Source organism: Pseudomonadota bacterium (genome assembly GCA_027620075.1).
Classification (GTDB): Bacteria; Pseudomonadota; Alphaproteobacteria; order Rickettsiales; family UBA6187; genus 1-14-0-20-39-49.
Genome location: JAQCEY010000002.1, coordinates 110,847 through 128,389, shown reverse-complemented (window position 1 = coordinate 128,389; position 17,543 = coordinate 110,847). Strand labels below are relative to the sequence as shown.

Genomic DNA, 17,543 nt, shown 5'->3' with positions numbered 1-17,543 from the left:
TCTTTATGAAAGTATCGGTTAATATATTTAAAATGACAAATATAACCAAATTAAATTCAAATTTACTACACCCCTGTCATATTGCTATATATTTTCGACCCAGTCTTTAAAAGGCTTCCAGACAATGTTTTCTGCTTTTGAACCTGCAATTATCGATATATGTCCTAAATTCTGTTTTAAATATGTTTTATTGCTCAAAAGGGGCAAAAGAGGTTCAAAGCAACCCGTGGGTACTATATGATCCTTATCGGAGTTTAAAACGAACACCGGCAGGTCTAATTTGGTGGGGTCTACCGTATTTCCTCCGACCGTCCATTTAAGGTTGCTGACATTATTATTATGAACCCAGTCTATGAAACAGGTTTTTGCGACCTTGGACGGCATGGATATACCGTCATTTACCCAGTGTTCAATCGCCATAAATTCTTCTATGTCAGACGATTCGTCATTGATAAAGGAAAAGAAATTTTCAAATTTATGCTGCACCGATTCGGGGTGCAGATAATAGAACATTGATTGTATGATACCTGCCGGTATTTTGCCTGAAGAGTTAATGATTTGCTCAAGAGAATCAACCCCCTTTTCATCAAGATTAAAGCGTTGAAAATCGTTGCTATGGAATTCCCACGGGGTGGCAAATAGCCCTAACGCACTTATCTTTTCTTTGTTCCGTAATGCCGATGCTATAGCAAGCAAGCCACCCATACAATAGCCTGCCGGTATTATAGGGTTTTTGCTAATCTTGCCCACATGGTCAATTATTTTATCGAGGCGACCGACTATATAATCATCAAGGTCAAAGCCCAACTCGCCCTGTTCAGGCTCTCCCCAGTCTACCAGATATGAATTTATACCGTTCTTTTGAAGATAGCGTATGAAACTGCGTTTTTCCGACAGGTCAAGAATATATGATTTATTAATTAAAGACGGAATGAAAATAACGGTTTTTTCAGATTCGCATTCAAACGACAAAAGTCTTGTTGAACCTTCCTGCCAGACGGTTTCTCCTTCTGTTAAGGTGCGTTTATAATCATATCTGTTTAGGGTTTTTATAACTGAAACAAGTTCACCGAACCTGTTGTTTAATTGCTTGGTAAGTTCAAGCGACAGCTCTTTTAGGTCTTTTTCTCTTAGTTTCTCCTGAAGCTTTTTTGCTTCCTCTTCCAGTTGAGGATTCAAGCTCAGCGACCCTCGTTTCAAGATCTGCAATGCGTTTGCGGAGCCGGTGTAGCTCATCATCAGCATCGTTATGTAGTTTGTATCGGAGCCTGACTCAGCATTTTTGTTTTCCTTCAATGAATCAAAATATTTTCCCTGTTCACTGGCGAATGTTGCCAGCATTGCGGCTATGGTTTTAGGGTCTTTGGCAATAAATGAAAATTGTTTTTGCCAAAGCTCTAAAAATTCATGTATAATCTTACTGGTATCTTTATTATCAGACACTTAATTCCAAATTAATTGTTGTTAACCCACTCAACTATAAAATATGAGTTTATCCATGACAAAACAAGCTAATAATGACATCGTAACTATTAAAAAATATGCTAACCGTCGTTTGTATAACACCCAGACTAGCTGTTATATTGTCTTGGAAGACTTGTTTGATATGATAAAGCGAGGTGAGGAGTTTGTTGTTAAGGACGCTAAAACCGAAGAGGATATTACACGTTCCGTACTTACCCAGATAATTTTTGAGCAGGAAGCAAAAGGGTATAACCTGCTCCCTATAAATTTCTTAAGGCAGCTAATAGGAATGTACGGTAATACAAAATTAGAAGGTGTAGTGCCAAGTTATCTTACCGCCATGATGGAGCAGTTCATACAAAATCAGGAAAAAATGGTCAATTTCTCTAGTGCGGACTGGACAAGATTCACTCCTATCAAGATGTTTGAGAACATGACTGAGCAGAATATGAAAATATTTGAAAGCACTTTAGGCATGTTCGCTCCGAAAAAAGATGATAAGTGAACTTGTTGTTCTGAATTTATAGTAAATTTGAATTTGATTTACGTATATATGACAAGAGTTACCTCATTAAGAAGCCGCTGCTATTTTATCAAGGAAATTCTCAAGTGGCGTCCCCTTCCCGTCTTTTTGACTAAGTTCCCAGATTGACTGCCATGAGCCTAGGTCGTGCCAATCAATATCAACAGGTTTTACCAGTAGCTTTTTACTATCTTCAATGATGGCTTTATCAATTGAAATCGACCTTACATCCGAATAAAGGCTTTCGTTAATCGTATAGCCGTAATCGGATTCCTTTAGGCTTGCATAAGCATTACTGGCTTTTGTCAGTACATCGAGGTTTTTCTTCTTCATTTCAGAGAAAAATGTTCTTGTCGACATAAGGAACATTCCGCTATTCCACCATTTTTTATCATGTTTTTTAAGGGTTGAAAGTTTTTCTCTATCAGGCTTTTCAATAAAGCCGTTTACCTCAAAAAGCTCCCTGAACAGGGACTCGTCACCTTGTACGATATGTCCGTAGTTCCCATCCTCTCTTGTAGGGTTTATACCGAACAGGACTATATGCCCTCTTTTAGCGGCGGCTATTGAACTTTTTATGCTATATATCAATTCGGTCGAATCGCTTATCAAGTGGTCTGAAGGCATAATCAGCAATACCGGATCGCTATGGTTGTTAGCCGCATAAATGGCGGCTATTGACGTTGCCATAGCTGTATTTTTCCCGCAAGGCTCAAGTATAACGTTGTTACATAAGTCCTTATGAATCTTGCCCAACTGTTTTATCGCTATCTTTTTGTGTGCTTCGGATGAAATTACTATAATATCTTTCGCATCGGTTATCTGTAAAGCCCGTTTAGCCGTTTCCTGTAATAAGCTTAACTTATTCTTGCCGGACGAAAGTTTTAAAAATTGTTTGGGTTTCTTTTTTGTGCTAAGTGGTTTTAGACGATTGCCCTCGCCGCCTGCTAATATTACCGGTATTATATTATACAATTCCTACTCTCCCCTAATAATATCGTAGGCACTATATAATGTAAAAATTAATAGTTTGCAACTTTTTTCAACTTTTAGTGTCTTGCGTAAAGCAGAGGGGGGAGCAATTAAGCTATATTTCATTACCCTAACTTTTGTAAGATTTTGTCCAATTCGGATAGATTATTGAAATACAATGTTACTTTTCCACCCTCCTCCGTATCGTCAATGGTAACTTTCATACCCATACTATTGGAAAGGGAGTTTTCAATAATTATCAGATCGGGGTCTTTTTCTCCGACAGGAGCGTTAGAAGAAGGGGTATTTTGTACGGAAGGCTCTAATTTCGGTTTAACGGGAGCAGCATTTGCTCTGCCTCCCCTTTTTCCACTTCCGGCGGCATATTTTTCGGTTTCCCTAACGCTCAAACCCTCTTCTATAATCTTGTACGCCAACTCTATAGGGTTCTGTGCGTTTACTAAAGCCCTTGCATGCCCCATAGACAAAGCACCTGTATTTATGAAATCTTTTATTTCATCGGGAAGATTTAATAGTCGCAGCATGTTAGATATGTGGCTACGGCTTTTGCCTAAATTTGAAGCTAGTTTTTCCTGAGTATATCCGAATTCTTCCAGTAGCTTTTTATAACCTTCCGCTTCTTCAATAGCCGTTAGACTTTGTCTTTGAATGTTTTCTACTAATGCCACCTCCAGAGCTTCTCTGTCCGATAACTCCTTGATAACCGCCGGTATTCTTTCCAAGCCCGCCTGCTTACAAGCCCTCCATCTACGCTCACCTGCTATAATCTGGTAACGCCCTTCGGTATCCTCTGTACGAACTAAAATCGGCTGTATAACACCGTTTTCTTTTATCGATCTTACTAACTCGTTTAGCTTTTCTTCATCGAAATATCCGCGTGGCTGGAACTTTCCCGGAACCAGCATATTAACGTCAAGCAGTCTGGCTCTCATTCTGTCATTAGGATTATCCTCCTCCGACAGGTCTTCAGATGTTTGCACTACCGCCCTTTGACCTGTTGATTCGCTGTCTATAACGGCAGTATCTTCCTCAGAAAATAATGCCGATAGTCCCATTCCTAATGCACTTTTAGATTTTTTCATCTTTTTTTTATCCTATTTTTTTAATATCACCTACACCAAGTTTCACGTGAAACTAAATTATGCCGGAACTGCTTTTGCTAACTTTTCTCGTTGGAGCATTTCTTTTGCCAAATGTATATATGCCATAGAGCCTGAGCATTTATAATCATATAAAATTGCCGGCTTTCCATGTGACGGAGCCTCAGATACCCTAATATTTCTAGGTATGACCGTTTTAAAAACACTGTCGCCCAAATAGCCCCTTACATCGGTTTCAACCTGCTGAGAAAGGTTGTTACGCTTATCCTGCATAGTTAATAATATCCCGTGTATTTTTAGTTCTTTGTTCAGGTGTTTTTTTACTTTGTCGATAGTTTTTAATAAGTGGCTTAACCCCTCCAAAGCATAGAACTCACATTGCAAAGGTATCAAAACAGAGCCGGAGGAAACCAGTGCATTTATGGTCAGCAGACCTAGTGACGGCGGACAATCTATCAAAACATAGTCAAACATTCCGTTAATTTCAGCCAGCTTGTCTTTTAAAACAAACTCCCTGCCTACGACGCTTACCAGTTCTATTTCGGCAGCCGATAGGTTAACGGTCGAATATAATAAACTTAAGTCGGGAATTTCAGTTTTAGCAATAGCATCTTTAATGTCGATTTTGTCACAGATTACATCGTATATATCGCCCTTACGCTCCCCCCTCTTGACACCGAAACCGGTGCTGGCATTTCCTTGAGGGTCTAGGTCTATCAATAAGACTTTCTTTCCCGATGCTGCCAAAGCGGTTGCCAGATTAACCGTAGTTGTAGTCTTTCCTACGCCACCCTTCTGGTTTGCAATAGCAATAACTTTTGTAGTATTTTCAGTGGTTTGCATAACATATCCTATTACTTAAGGTTCGTTATTTCAAGAATACGACCGTCGGAACTTGAGTGACTATGGTGCATATTATAATCAAAGCTCCAATTAGCCTGTGCCTCTTTAAGTTCTTCTACTACATTTTGCCCCTTTAAGAAAAGACATATTTTACTTTTCCCGTGGAAATCTTTTGTCAGATTTAACAATTTATCGACGGATGCCAAGGCTCTGGCTGTCAAAACGTCGCTTTGCCAGCTATTAATATTTTCAATGCGTTTGTTGTGGACTTGTATATCTTTTTTGACAAGCCGTGCGGCTTCATTTAAAAAAGCACATTTTCTTATATCGCTTTCTATTAGATGTAATTGGTAATTTCCTAATATAGCGATTACAATTCCGGGAAATCCTCCCCCGCTTCCAAAATCGGTTATTATTTTTGTTTCACGTGGAATGTATTTTAACAACTGAGCCGAGTCAATAAAATGCCTTTCCCAGATATCTTCAAAATTTTCATGTTTTTTGCTGACAAGATTTATCTTTTTGTTCCACTTTAGAAGCAAATTTATGTAATCAACACATTTTTCGAACGTTTCACGTGAAACTTCTGTAATTTCAAGCAGTTCCTTATAACACCGTTCAAGATAGTTTTTATCTTCCATATTTTCTAAAATTTATTGGTTGCAGATTGTTTTTCTTAAATGCAGAATAACACTTTGTCAAAGTGTTTCACGTGAAAAGGCTTTCAAAATTATAAACCCTTATTTTTACATTAAGCAACCTTATTTTGCCGTATAGCAACCATTAATGCCGTTACGGCAGCCGGTGTTATGCCGGGTATTCTGCCTGCCGCGCCAATGGTTAAGGGCTTGTTTTGCTTGAATTTTATTCTGGCTTCGTTAGGAAGGCTAATCATCTCCGAATCATAATTAAAGCCAGAAGGTATTTTAATATTTTCGTTCCTTTTGAAATCTAAAATATCCGCTTGCTGTTTAGCAAGATATGATGAATATAAAGCTTCAATCTCAAGCTGCTGTAGAACACCTTTGTTCATTTCGTTAAGGTCGGGCCAGATTTTTGCTACGTCTTCAAATTTGATATCAGGATAACGCAAAAGTTCAAAGGCAGAACGTTTTACACCGTCTTGATTAATGCTAATTCCGAATTGTTTAGCCTTTGTGGGGCTAACCTTATGCGAATTCAATTTTTCACGCTGTGTATTAATTTCATTTATTTTATTTTCAAATGCTTCTTGTCGGCAAGCTTTAACTGCTCCGAATTTTATTCCTATCGGGGTTAAACGCTGGTCGGCATTATCCGCCCTAATTGATAATCGATACTCCGCTCTTGACGTAAACATTCTGTAAGGCTCTGAAGTTCCGAGGTTAATCAGGTCATCTATCATTACGCCTATGTAAGCATCCGCTCTGTCTAATATGAAATTTTCATTATTACCGAGTGCTTGCAAAGCGGCGTTTATACCCGATACTATCCCCTGCCCTCCGGCTTCTTCATATCCTGTTGTTCCGTTTATCTGCCCTGCCAGATATAATCCGCTTACTTTTTTTGTCTCTAATGTCGGATATAATTCACGTGGATCAACATAATCATATTCAATCGCATATCCCGGACGGAGCATGACGGCATCTTCTAATGCCGGCATTGATTTTAATATAGCAAGCTGTACATCTTCCGGTAATGAAGTTGATATGCCGTTCGGATAAACGGTATCATCATCAAGCCCCTCAGGCTCAAGAAAAATTTGGTGAGTTTCTTTATGGGAAAAGCGAACTATTTTATCTTCTATAGAAGGACAATATCTAGGACCTGTACTTTCAATTTTTCCTGAATACATCGGCGAACGGTGAACATTTGCCTCAATGATTTTTTTAGTTTCTGGAGTGGTTTTGGTTATATAACAACTTATTTGTGGAACTTCCACCTTGTCATTCATATATGAAAACGGGGTCGGCACTTCATCGCCGGATTGTTTTTCCGCTAAATCCCATTTTATGGTTTTGCCGTCAAGACGTGGTGGCGTTCCCGTCTTTAAACGTCCCATATTAAAATTCAATCTGCATAAAGTATCCGATAAACCTATCGACGGCTTTTCATCTACCCTGCCCGCTTCAATAGTTTTTTCCCCGATATGAATAAGGCCACGTAAGAATGTTCCTGTTGTTAGAATAACTTTAGAACATTTTATGATTTGACTATCTTCTGTAATTATACCCTTTACAACATTATCTTCGACTATGATATCTTCTACAGATGAATATTTTATAGTTAGATTTTCATAGTCCTTTAATATTTCGCTAACGGCTTTTTTATATAACTTTCTATCAGCCTGAGCTCTAGGTCCCCAAACTGCCGGCCCCTTACTGGCATTTAGCATTCTGTAATGAATACCTGCTTTGTCTATAGCACGTCCCATTATTCCGTCAAGTGCATCTATTTCACGTACTATTGTTCCCTTTGCCACACCGCCGATTGCCGGATTACATGACATTTCGCCCAAATTATCTTCTTTAAGTGTTATTAAAAGGGTTTCTGCCCCTACCCTAGCTGATGCGGTAGCCGCTTCAATGCCCGCATGTCCCGCACCTATAACAATTACATCAAAATTATTCATTTTTATACCGTGTTTTTAGAAATTGATTCACGTGAAACAATTTGCGGCACTATAACAAAAAATGTACAAGCTGGCAATTGATATGTTTGTACAATCATGTTACTATTAACCTTATTATGTGAACCTCCACGGGGCAAGCCCCGTGGTATCAGTCTATTACAAGCATAGCTTGCCTAAATCTCGTTGGATTTAGGATTACTTCATCCACGGCAAGCCATGTGGTTTTGCGTTTGCAATATAAAATACGCTAGGTTAAGAATGAGAAAAAAGTATAAAGTAATACTCACAACAACAATTTTTTATTTTTTGTGTATAGGGCAGTCTTTTTCACATGATTTAAGTGAGCTATTTCGTGTTATGTCTAAACCGGGGTCGGAAGAATATAAGCAAATGCAAGAAGCTCTAGGGGCTATACAAACACACAAATTGGAAGATATAAGCCTAGACTGGGAGGAAATCTGTGTTTACAGGGGAGTCAGCATAAATTGGTTTAACAAACCTGAAGATTTTTCTTATGAAAAAGATAATTTATTATTAGTGAACATAGATAATGATGTAAGTTCAAAGTTTGATTTGAAGGGGTGTAAATTAAAAGAAGGAAAAATGAAACTGCCTTCTTCCAAGAAATCGGGCAACAACATTATAAAATATCCCCAATACCCATCATCCTTTGTATCTTGGAATGTTGATTACATAGGAAATTCTGGCGATTATGTAAAGTGGCATTTTCCTTTCGGACAAGGGCAACACGATATAGAAAAGAATTATAGACTTGGATTAGTTGCCGCCGATCCAAGTGGTAAATATATAGCCGTATCTATAGATGGCAAATATAGAACCTCTTCAAAAATATCTGCTATATATTTAATAAGAACCAGCGATGGGCAAAAAGTTTTTTCACGTTATTTTGATAATTACGATGACCCTAAAATCGCCTTTGGCTCTGGGTATTTTGCATATTCATACATTGATCGAGGAGGACTGAGTTATAGAAAGTCTTCGGGAGAAGGCTTGCTAAGGGTTTTTAAAATTCCCGACTAGATATTGTTGTTACTTGCCGATACAAAAATTACTGAAAATACTATCGAGGATTTCCTCAATATTAATGTGACCCGTTATTTTTCCTAGCGATACAGCCGCCTGTCTTAGATTTTCAGAGGCAATCTCCAATTCATCATCAAGACTGAAATTATCTAAAGAAATATTTGTTTCTATTAAAAGTGAGCGATGCCGTTGTCTGGTTATAACGGGATCCGATGATATGTCGAGTTGGTCTTTAGTTTTTTCCTCCAATCTTAAAAGTAGCTTATCTAACCCTATCTGTTCTTTAGTAGAGATTAGAATCGGTGAATGTTTTTCTAAAATATCAGGAATGGTAATATTATCTTTTAGGTCAATCTTGTTAATTACAATTATAGAATTTTCATTTACAAGACTTAGTGTGTTTTTATCAATATCAGGTAATTGATTTGCATCAAATAACAATATGTTGATGTCAGCGTCTTGTGCTTTTTGTAACGCAATTTTAATTCCCTGAGCCTCTATTGTATCGGCATTTTTACGAAGCCCCGCCGTATCAATAATTGTTAAGGGATAGCCGCCAAGATCTAGGTGAACTTCGATGCTGTCACGGGTAGTACCTGCTATTTCAGATACAATAGCAACGTCACGCTTGGATAAATAGTTGATAAGAGATGATTTTCCCGTATTGGGAGCGCCTGCTATAACGGCATTTATACCGCTGCGTAATTTTTCCCCACGTCGGTTGTCGTTAAGGTGTTTTGCGATTGATGACTTTAGCCCCATCACCTGTTCAACTACCTTGGCAACCGTGTCGTCAGGTATGGGTTCGTCGGGAAAATCTATGTAAGCCTCTATATTTGCCAGTATGGAAATAAGTTCGCTCCTCCAGCCGTCATACAGGCTTCCTAAAACCCCCTGTTTTTGACGCATGGCTTGCCTTGCCTGTGCTTTTGTTTCAGCGTCTATCAGGTCGGCAAGCCCCTCGGCTTCGGTTAAATCCATTTTGCCGTTATCGAATGCCCGCTTGGAAAACTCTCCGGGTTCTGCAAGCCTTGTATCTTTAAATGTTGATAATATTTCCAGCATTTCGGATATAACGGCTCTGCTGCCGTGTATGTGGAATTCAACAACATCTTCGCCTGTAAAACTTTTAGGGGCGGCAAAATATAATATAATTGCCTCGTCTATTATTTCGTCAGTTCCGGGATTTTTTATTTTTCTAAGTAATGCCGTTCCGGCAGGGATTGCCCCCTGCCCCGTTAAGGATTTTAATATATTCAGGGAATTTGAACCCGACACCCTTATTATCGCTACCCCTGATTTTATAGGAGCTGTTGCACAGGCAAATATTGTTTGCATCTTGGTTTCTCGTTCGTGGACATTGCTAACTAAGCATAGTTTTCGTCATAGGCGAATTTATTCAGTATCTTTTTTATCTCGGAGTAGATGCACAAAATAAGTTCGGCTTGATGAAGCTATTAAAAAAAATTTGATATAAAGTACAAAAACTATGTTTAGTTAGCAACACATGTTTAATGATTTTATTACTATTTATCCGGATTTTTTTATACACAATGTCCAAATAAAGGTGTATAACGGTTAAAAATTTATGAAAATTGTGCGTCAATAAGGTTTTACAAATATGAATGCAGAATTAAAAACTACATTAAAAGTAATTGATTCAATCGCTGCCGAAGCTAGTAAAAATTCGAAAAAGCTTCTGGATAAAGGGCTGATGGACTTTATCAAAGAGCTATATAAGTTCACTTCTGCCGAAGAGCTAAAAAAACGGGAAATAAAAAAACGTTGCCTTTCGGCAATCGGTGTTTTTAAGTTTATTGAAGAAAAACCACGTAGCGGATGTAAGTTAAGGGTTTATAACCCTACCCTGAAAAACGACGGCTGGGAAAGTAAGTTTACATATATCGAAATATTAAATGATGACATACCCTTCCTTGTGGATTCTTTCACTGAAGAAGTAAACAGGCATGAAATAAAAATAGTTGACCTGTTCCACCCCGTTATCAAGGCTGTGCGTGACGACAAGGGCATTTTACAATCCGTTTCCGCTAATACATCGTCAGGCGGTGCTTTAGAATCGGTTATACAGATGCAGGTAATGAAGCTTTCGGATAAACAGGCGGCAAACCTTGAAAAAGAGCTTCAAACGGTTTTTAAGCATGTGAAGGTGGCGGTTACCGACTGGGACGATATATTAAGAAAAGTCAACCATGTAATTACTGAAATAGGCGTTTCGGCGGATTTGCTGGTACATTCCCTGAAAGATTCCGGCAAAAAGCAGGTTCTTGATAACGCTCAGGAAATCAAAGAGTTTCTTGACTGGCTAAAGAATAATAACTTTGTGTTTTTGGGTTATGTGTATTATGAAAAATCTTCGGGTAAGGAAGCGACGATAACAGAAGGTTCTAAATTGGGTATTTTAAAACTCGGAGACCCTTCCCTCACCCCTCGTAACTGCAAAGAAATTAAGACCAACCCTCTTTTGGGAAAAGAACAGACCTTGTTAGAAATAACCAAGGCAAACAGAAAATCGTTAGTCCACAGACCCGTGCATATGGATTATATCGGTATAAAGAAGCTCGATGAACAGGGAAATGTTATCGGTGAACACAGGTTCTTAGGTCTGTTTACATCAAAAGTCTATTATCAAAGCGTCCGGAATGTTCCTCTGATAAGGAAAAAGCTTGAGTCTATCCATAAAAAATCCGGATTTTCCGACGGCGGACATAGCGGTAAGGCTCTTTCCGCCATTTTGGAGGATTTTCCAAGAGATGAGTTGCTGCAAAGCTCCGAAGAGCATTTGTTCGATTCGGCAATGGGCATAGTAATGCTTAATATCCAGCCGAAAGTACGGGTGTTCTTCAGGAAAGATGAATTTGAACGGTTTATCAGTTGTCTGGTGTTTATACCAAAAGACAGAATGAACACCAATTTACGAAAAAAAATAGAGAAAATACTAAAGACCGAATTAAACGGAACGATATCGAACCACTATACGCAGGTTACCGAGTCACATATGGCAAGGCTACAATTTATCGTTAAGACCGAGCCGGGCAATGTACCGGACTATGACGAGAGAGAAATCGAGTCTATGGTAGCCGCTGCCGCAAGAAACTGGGTAGACGACCTGCAAGACTATATTTATAAAAAATTCGATGAGGAAGACGGCGAGGAAATATATGAAAAATATAGAAAAGCCTTTTCTCTTAGCTACCGCAACAGATTCTCGGTAGAAGATGCCTATTATGATATTTTACAGATTGAAAAGGTAATAGATAAAAAGCATGTTACTTTTGATATTTATGAATCGGGTGAAAGTACCGAGGAAATATTTGAGTTCAAGATATATACGTTAAACGAGCAGGTCAGGCTTTCAAGGGTAATGCCTATATTGGAAAATATGGGTCTTTCCACGCTAGATGAGCATACATACCTTGTGACTCCCGATAATGAATGCGGCAATATATGGATACACAGATTCAGATTTATTGTAAGCGGAATCACGAAGCCGAAATTAAAAGAAATAAAAAATAATTTTGAAGATGCCGTAAATAAAATATGGTTTGAACAGGTTCATAATGATAACCTTAATAAGCTGATATTATTTGCTAATTTAAAATGGCGTGATGTTAAGATGATTCGTGCCTATTGCCGCTATTTGCAGCAATCATGTTTTGCTTACAGCCTTGAATATATACAAAATGCCTTATGTAACCATCATTCTTTGACAAAGCTTCTTGTTGAGTTGTTCAATATACGTTTTGATCCTGATTTTAAAGGTGACAGGGAAAAAGCCTCTGCCGATGTGACGGTTGAAATAGATTCTATCCTGAGCAAGGTATCGAATCTGTCTGAAGACAGGGTAATAAGAGGGTTGGTAGAGTTAATAAACGCTACCAAGAGAACCAATTACTACCAAAAAGACACAAAGGGTAACTATAAGGATTATATTTCATTTAAATTCATTTCCTCGGAAATTTCATGGTTGCCTAAACCACGCCCTTATGCCGAGATATTCGTATATTCAACAAGGGTTGAAGGTGTTCACCTAAGGGGCGGTAAGGTTGCCAGAGGCGGCTTGAGATGGTCTGACAGGCTCGAGGATTTCCGTACCGAGGTATTGGGATTGATGAAAGCACAGATGACCAAAAACTCCGTTATTATACCTGTGGGTTCTAAAGGTGGTTTCGTGGTTAAGAAAGCTCCTGTCGAAGGCGGCAGGGAAGCTCTGCTAAAAGAAGGTGTAGAATGCTATAAGACGTTCTTAAGGGGGTTGTTGGATTTGACCGACAATATGGTCGGCGGTAAGATAAAACATCCGAAGAATGTTGTCAGGCATGACGGTGACGATGCTTATCTGGTGGTAGCCGCCGATAAAGGTACGGCTACGTTCTCGGATATAGCCAACTCCATATCTGAAGAATACGGTTTCTGGTTAAAAGACGCTTTCGCATCAGGCGGTTCGGCCGGATATGACCATAAGAAAATGGGAATTACCGCAAAAGGAGCGTGGGTATCTGTTGCACGCCATTTCTATGAGATGGGCGTTGATGTGGACAAAGATGACTTTAGTGTTATCGGTATCGGTGATATGGGAGGAGACGTATTCGGTAACGGTATGTTATGCTCTAAACATATCAAGCTTGTGGGTGCATTTAACCATTTGCATATATTCCTTGACCCCAACCCGAATGCGGCAGAAAGCTATAAGGAGCGTGAAAGGTTATTTAAGATGCCGAGGTCGTCATGGGCTGATTATAACTCGCAATTAATATCAAAAGGCGGCGGCGTTTTCCAAAGAAGTGACAAGAGTATCGTTTTAAGCCCTGAAATAAAAAAACTGCTTGAGATAAATTCCGATAAAGTAACTCCTGACGAGCTTATAAAATATATGCTAAAAGCTCCTGTGGGGCTTATATGGAACGGCGGAATAGGTACATATGTCAAATCAAAATTCGAAAGCCATGATGATGTGGGCGATAAGGCTAATGACGTGTTGCGTATCAACGGCTCCGAAATAAGGGCAAAAGTAGTAGGTGAGGGGGGTAATCTCGGATTTACCCAGTTAGGGCGTATAGAATATGCCCAAAAAGGAGGGCGAATAAATACCGATGCGATAGATAACTCCGCCGGCGTAGATTGTTCCGACCATGAAGTTAATATCAAGATAGTGCTTGGTAAAGCCGTTGAAGACGGCAGCCTTAATATGCCGAATCGGGATAAATTATTAGAATCGATGACGGAGAATGTCGCACAGCTTGTGTTGCGTGATAACAACCTGCAAACTCAGGCTATTACTATAGCACAGCAGCAGGGCAGCGGTATCCTTGAAATACTGGGCAGAATGATGTCGTTTTTAGAGAAGAACGGACATCTTGACCGTAATATAGAATATTTGCCCGCACCTGAGGATATTGCCCGTAGGCACGCTGAAGGAGCCGGGTTTACACGTCCGGAACTAAGTGTGATACTGGCATATAGCAAGATAGTCCTGTATGATAATCTTCTAAACAGCAATATACCCGATGAGGAATATTACAGCGACGATTTGATAAAATATTTTCCTGATAATCTTCAGGTTAAATATAAAAAAGAAATCGAAAGCCATCCGCTTATACGGGAGATTATCGCAACTTCCGTTACCAACAGTATTTTAAACCGTATGGGCAGCGCCTTGTTCTACCATATTCAGGAAGATACGGGCGTGCCTTATTGCGATATCGCAAGGTCTTATACTATAGCAAGGGACGTTTTCGGGTTGCGTGAGCTATGGGATAATATCTCCGTCGCTAAAAAGGCAGGAGTGGAAAACCAGCAGATATTGTTTATGGAAGTACAGAATTTAGTTGAAAGTTCGACATTCTGGTTTTTGAGGAACTGTCCTCAGCCATTGCAGGTATCAAAACTGGTAAAAGATTTTGCACCCGGTGTTAAGGAAATATCGGAAAATCTGATTAAAGTTCTGCCAAAGTCCGTAACCGAGGTTTATGAAATGCGTTTTAACCGTTTCAAAGAAATGGGTATCGATGATGATTTGGCTCATAAGGTGGCAATTTTAAACGTGTTGCGTTCTGCCTGTGACATCGTTCAGGTGGCAAGCAATGCCAAATTGCCGTTAAGTGTTGCCGGTAAGTTATATTTTGAGCTTGGAGCTAACCTGAACCTTGGCTTGATAGTAAGGATGCTCGGCAAACTTCCCTCCGATAACTATTGGGAAAAAATGTCTTACCAAAGTCTTGTTGATGATATTTATTTACAACAAAGAAGGCTGACTTTAGAAGCGGTAAAACATTTATGTAAGGATAATATCTGTTCAAACGCCATTGAAATCTGGAAGGAAAAAAACACGAAAATGATATCTCGTTACGACTCGTTCATTTCCGATCTTAAAGCAAGCGAAGATCCTGATATTTCAATGATAATTATTGCCATTCGTAAGATAAAGGAAATATCGGCTATTTAGATATGTTTTGTCATCGAAGCATTTATTTCAGGTTCTACTTTTGCCGCACTTTAGATGCCGAAACAAGTTCGGCATGACAAAATATATATAAATTAAAATTTACTATAGAATCCGTTGTAAAAGTCAAAGAACTACTCTCCCCTTGAGGGAGAGTTAAAAACACGAAAGTGTTTTTGTGAGGGGCAGAAACTCGCAAGTGTTTGTTATACCTGCATGTATCGCCCCCCACCTAACAGTTAGGAAGATGTAGGGGTGTTTCAACAAAAATAGTATCTTAACACCTATTGTTTCCCGAATAACATCATATAATTAACATCCACATCGTCCGACAGCTTCCATTTATCTGTCAAAGGGTTATATGATACGCCTTGTATTTCCTTTAACTTTAGCCCGTTATCGCTAGCAAGCTCATCAATTTCAGATGGTTTTAAGAATTTTTTCCAGTCATGCGTTCCTTTAGGCAGCCATCGCAAAATATACTCCGCTCCAACTATGGCAAGAGCGTATGATTTTAAAGTACGGTTTAAAGTTGCTACGAACATCAGACCTTCCGGCTTTAATAAATCCGCCGATGCCTGCACAAAAGAGCCGATATCCGCCACATGCTCAATAACTTCCATGTTCAAAACTACATCGAATTTGCCACCTTTTTTAGCAAGCTCTTCGGCACTCGTGCATTGATAATCTATTTTCAAACCCGATTGCTCGGCGTGCAAGGAGGCTATCTTTATATTCTTTTCAGCCGCATCTATTGAGGTAACGTCAGCTCCAAGCCTTGCCATAGGCTCGGAAAGCAAGCCGCCGCCGCAACCTATATCAAGAAACTTTAGCCCCTTGAAATCCTGTTTGTCAAAATGCGATAAAACATTATCACGTATATATTCTATCCGCACAGGGTTGAATTTATGCAGCGGCTTGAACTTGCCGTTTAAGTCCCACCACTCGTCCGCCATTGCGGAAAACTTGGCTATTTCATTGTCATCAATGCTTTTGGATTTTGTCATTTGCTTCTCAAAATATTTCACGCACCTACATCGACCGTGTGTATATAAAAAAGATTCTCAGGTCAAGCTGCCGAATGATAAAATACTACTTATCTTTCAATAAGACTTCTTTCGCCTTATTAAGCTCTGTGGCGAAATATTTTGAACCGCCTGTGTCAGGGTGGTTTTTCTTCATAAGGCGCTTGTATGCGTCCTCTATTTCTTTTTTAGAGGCATTTTCTTCAACGCCTAGTATCTCGCATGCCTGCCGTTTAGTCATCTTAATGTTTTTATTATCGGGACTAGGGGTTCCGGTCTTGGTTTCTTTGAAAAGCCCCTTGACCATTTTAAAAGTATATAATAGTCCGATTATCTTCCTAAAATGCGGGGCAAGAGCCATAGCACCACCAAGCATCGCCGCAATATAAGGCAAGCCCGCCCTTAAAAGCAGGTAAACAAAATATACCCCGATAACAAGATTTACTGCCTTATATATCTTCTTGATTAAGACCGGATCAGCTTTTGAATAAAGCTTAAGCAGTATAAGAATACCCCAGATTACGGCAACTATTAAAGCAATGTAAGCCATCTATGCCGCTATCGTTTCCCTGTTCTGGGTTGGTGTCGCGACTACCGAAGGAATCTGTGTATTTACAGCAGCCGCTTCAAACTTTTTTTCCAACTGCAAAAAATCCATGAATTTCCTCAATTCCTGACGAGCCGCCACATGCGACATCTTCATATCAAATTCTACCTTATCACTAGCAAGGTCAAGAAGCGTCAATCCCTGCAAGAATAGCTCCCTGTATATCACACGCTCGGAAAAACCTTCTGCAAGCCTGCAACGCACCCTCTTGGAGAAATTATTCAAAGCTTCCGCCACCTTCCTTTTATTCTTAGCATCAATATTAGTAAGACGGTTACGCAGCACAACCCAGTCTATCTCGCCCTTATCACGTTGAGCCCTGTAAATTTTAGCTTCCCAAACCATCTCCGAATACACGCCGTGACGGTCAACCCTCAAATCGTCCTCATTAACCTTCGCTAAAACGTTAAGGTCGACAAAACTATCATTTATCGGGGTAACTATGGTATCGGCATATGAATGGGCAAGCCTTGAAAGATATGTGTCGTTACCGGGAGAATCCACAACGATAAAATCACTACTAAGCGATGCACGCTTCAAACACTCTTCAAACCTCTTTTGCTCATCAAGATTACCTTCAACCTGCGAATCAAGCCTGCTGTTATTTATTATATAATGCGAAGGGGACGGCAATTCAACCTGATGGGTTTGTGTATATTTCTTTCTGTTTTCCAGATAATTAGATAAAGAACGCTGTCTGGAATCAAGATCAATGCTTGAAACGGCATATCCGTCATATAGCAAACTTGATATGACGTGCATAGAGGTGGTAGTTTTACCTGCCCCGCCTTTCTCGTTCCCCAAAACTATTATATGTGGTTTTCTATTTCCTGACATAATAAGCACTCCTTGCCTTTGGGGTTGATATTCCTT

The 17,543-nt window shown here is 39.4% G+C and carries 13 protein-coding genes; 3 read left to right on the top strand and 10 right to left on the bottom strand.

Features of this window, described 5'->3' with window-relative positions:
* Window positions 1-84: 84 nt before the first annotated feature.
* The gene (locus O2942_03755) at window positions 85-1,443 is read right to left on the bottom strand and encodes a hypothetical protein (GenBank protein MDA0781362.1); all 1,359 of its coding nucleotides are present in this window, start codon (window positions 1,441-1,443) and stop codon (window positions 85-87) included.
* A 55-nt stretch (window positions 1,444-1,498) separates the two neighbouring features.
* On the opposite strand from O2942_03755, the gene phaR reads away from it, so the two are divergent.
* Window positions 1,499-1,969: a polyhydroxyalkanoate synthesis repressor PhaR gene (phaR, locus tag O2942_03750; GenBank protein ID MDA0781361.1), complete on the top strand. Its 471-nt coding sequence runs from the start codon at window positions 1,499-1,501 to the stop codon at window positions 1,967-1,969.
* Window positions 1,970-2,035: 66 nt separating this feature from the next.
* On the opposite strand, the gene O2942_03745 is transcribed toward phaR, so the two are convergent.
* The 5 genes from O2942_03745 to mnmG all read right to left on the bottom strand — a co-directional run bounded on the left by O2942_03745 (window position 2,036) and on the right by mnmG (window position 7,534).
* On the bottom strand, window positions 2,036-2,962 hold the full coding sequence (locus O2942_03745) for a sugar phosphate nucleotidyltransferase (GenBank protein ID MDA0781360.1): 927 nt from the start codon (window positions 2,960-2,962) through the stop codon (window positions 2,036-2,038).
* Window positions 2,963-3,084: 122 nt separating this feature from the next.
* Window positions 3,085-4,062 carry a ParB/RepB/Spo0J family partition protein gene (locus tag O2942_03740; GenBank protein MDA0781359.1) on the bottom strand — a complete coding sequence of 326 codons (978 nt, stop codon included), beginning with the start codon at window positions 4,060-4,062 and terminating at the stop codon, window positions 3,085-3,087.
* Window positions 4,063-4,119: 57 nt separating this feature from the next.
* A complete protein-coding gene (locus O2942_03735; GenBank protein ID MDA0781358.1) occupies window positions 4,120-4,923 on the bottom strand; it encodes an AAA family ATPase in 804 nt (267 codons plus the stop codon).
* An 11-nt stretch (window positions 4,924-4,934) separates the two neighbouring features.
* A complete protein-coding gene (gene rsmG / locus O2942_03730) occupies window positions 4,935-5,564 on the bottom strand; it encodes a 16S rRNA (guanine(527)-N(7))-methyltransferase RsmG (protein ID MDA0781357.1) in 630 nt (209 codons plus the stop codon).
* Between the two features lie 110 nt (window positions 5,565-5,674).
* On the bottom strand, window positions 5,675-7,534 hold the full coding sequence (mnmG, locus tag O2942_03725; protein MDA0781356.1) for a tRNA uridine-5-carboxymethylaminomethyl(34) synthesis enzyme MnmG: 1,860 nt from the start codon (window positions 7,532-7,534) through the stop codon (window positions 5,675-5,677).
* A gap of 258 nt (window positions 7,535-7,792) precedes the next feature.
* Here mnmG and O2942_03720 point away from each other — a divergent pair, with 258 nt between their 5' ends.
* Window positions 7,793-8,575, top strand: a complete 783-nt coding sequence (locus O2942_03720) for a hypothetical protein (GenBank protein MDA0781355.1) — start codon at window positions 7,793-7,795, stop codon at window positions 8,573-8,575.
* A gap of 9 nt (window positions 8,576-8,584) precedes the next feature.
* On the opposite strand, the gene mnmE is transcribed toward O2942_03720, so the two are convergent.
* Window positions 8,585-9,916: a tRNA uridine-5-carboxymethylaminomethyl(34) synthesis GTPase MnmE gene (gene mnmE / locus O2942_03715; protein MDA0781354.1), complete on the bottom strand. Its 1,332-nt coding sequence runs from the start codon at window positions 9,914-9,916 to the stop codon at window positions 8,585-8,587.
* A 283-nt stretch (window positions 9,917-10,199) separates the two neighbouring features.
* On the opposite strand from mnmE, the gene O2942_03710 reads away from it, so the two are divergent.
* Window positions 10,200-15,041 (top strand): NAD-glutamate dehydrogenase, encoded by a 4,842-nt coding sequence (locus tag O2942_03710; protein MDA0781353.1) that lies wholly within the window; start codon window positions 10,200-10,202, stop codon window positions 15,039-15,041.
* 281 nt (window positions 15,042-15,322) lie between these two features.
* On the opposite strand, the gene ubiG is transcribed toward O2942_03710, so the two are convergent.
* The 3 genes from ubiG to O2942_03695 form a co-directional block, all read right to left on the bottom strand.
* Window positions 15,323-16,045: a bifunctional 2-polyprenyl-6-hydroxyphenol methylase/3-demethylubiquinol 3-O-methyltransferase UbiG gene (ubiG, locus tag O2942_03705; protein MDA0781352.1), complete on the bottom strand. Its 723-nt coding sequence runs from the start codon at window positions 16,043-16,045 to the stop codon at window positions 15,323-15,325.
* A gap of 85 nt (window positions 16,046-16,130) precedes the next feature.
* Window positions 16,131-16,613: a DnaJ domain-containing protein gene (locus O2942_03700; GenBank protein MDA0781351.1), complete on the bottom strand. Its 483-nt coding sequence runs from the start codon at window positions 16,611-16,613 to the stop codon at window positions 16,131-16,133.
* The gene (locus O2942_03695; protein ID MDA0781350.1) at window positions 16,614-17,507 is read right to left on the bottom strand and encodes an AAA family ATPase; all 894 of its coding nucleotides are present in this window, start codon (window positions 17,505-17,507) and stop codon (window positions 16,614-16,616) included.
* Between the last annotated feature and the right edge of the window lie 36 nt (window positions 17,508-17,543).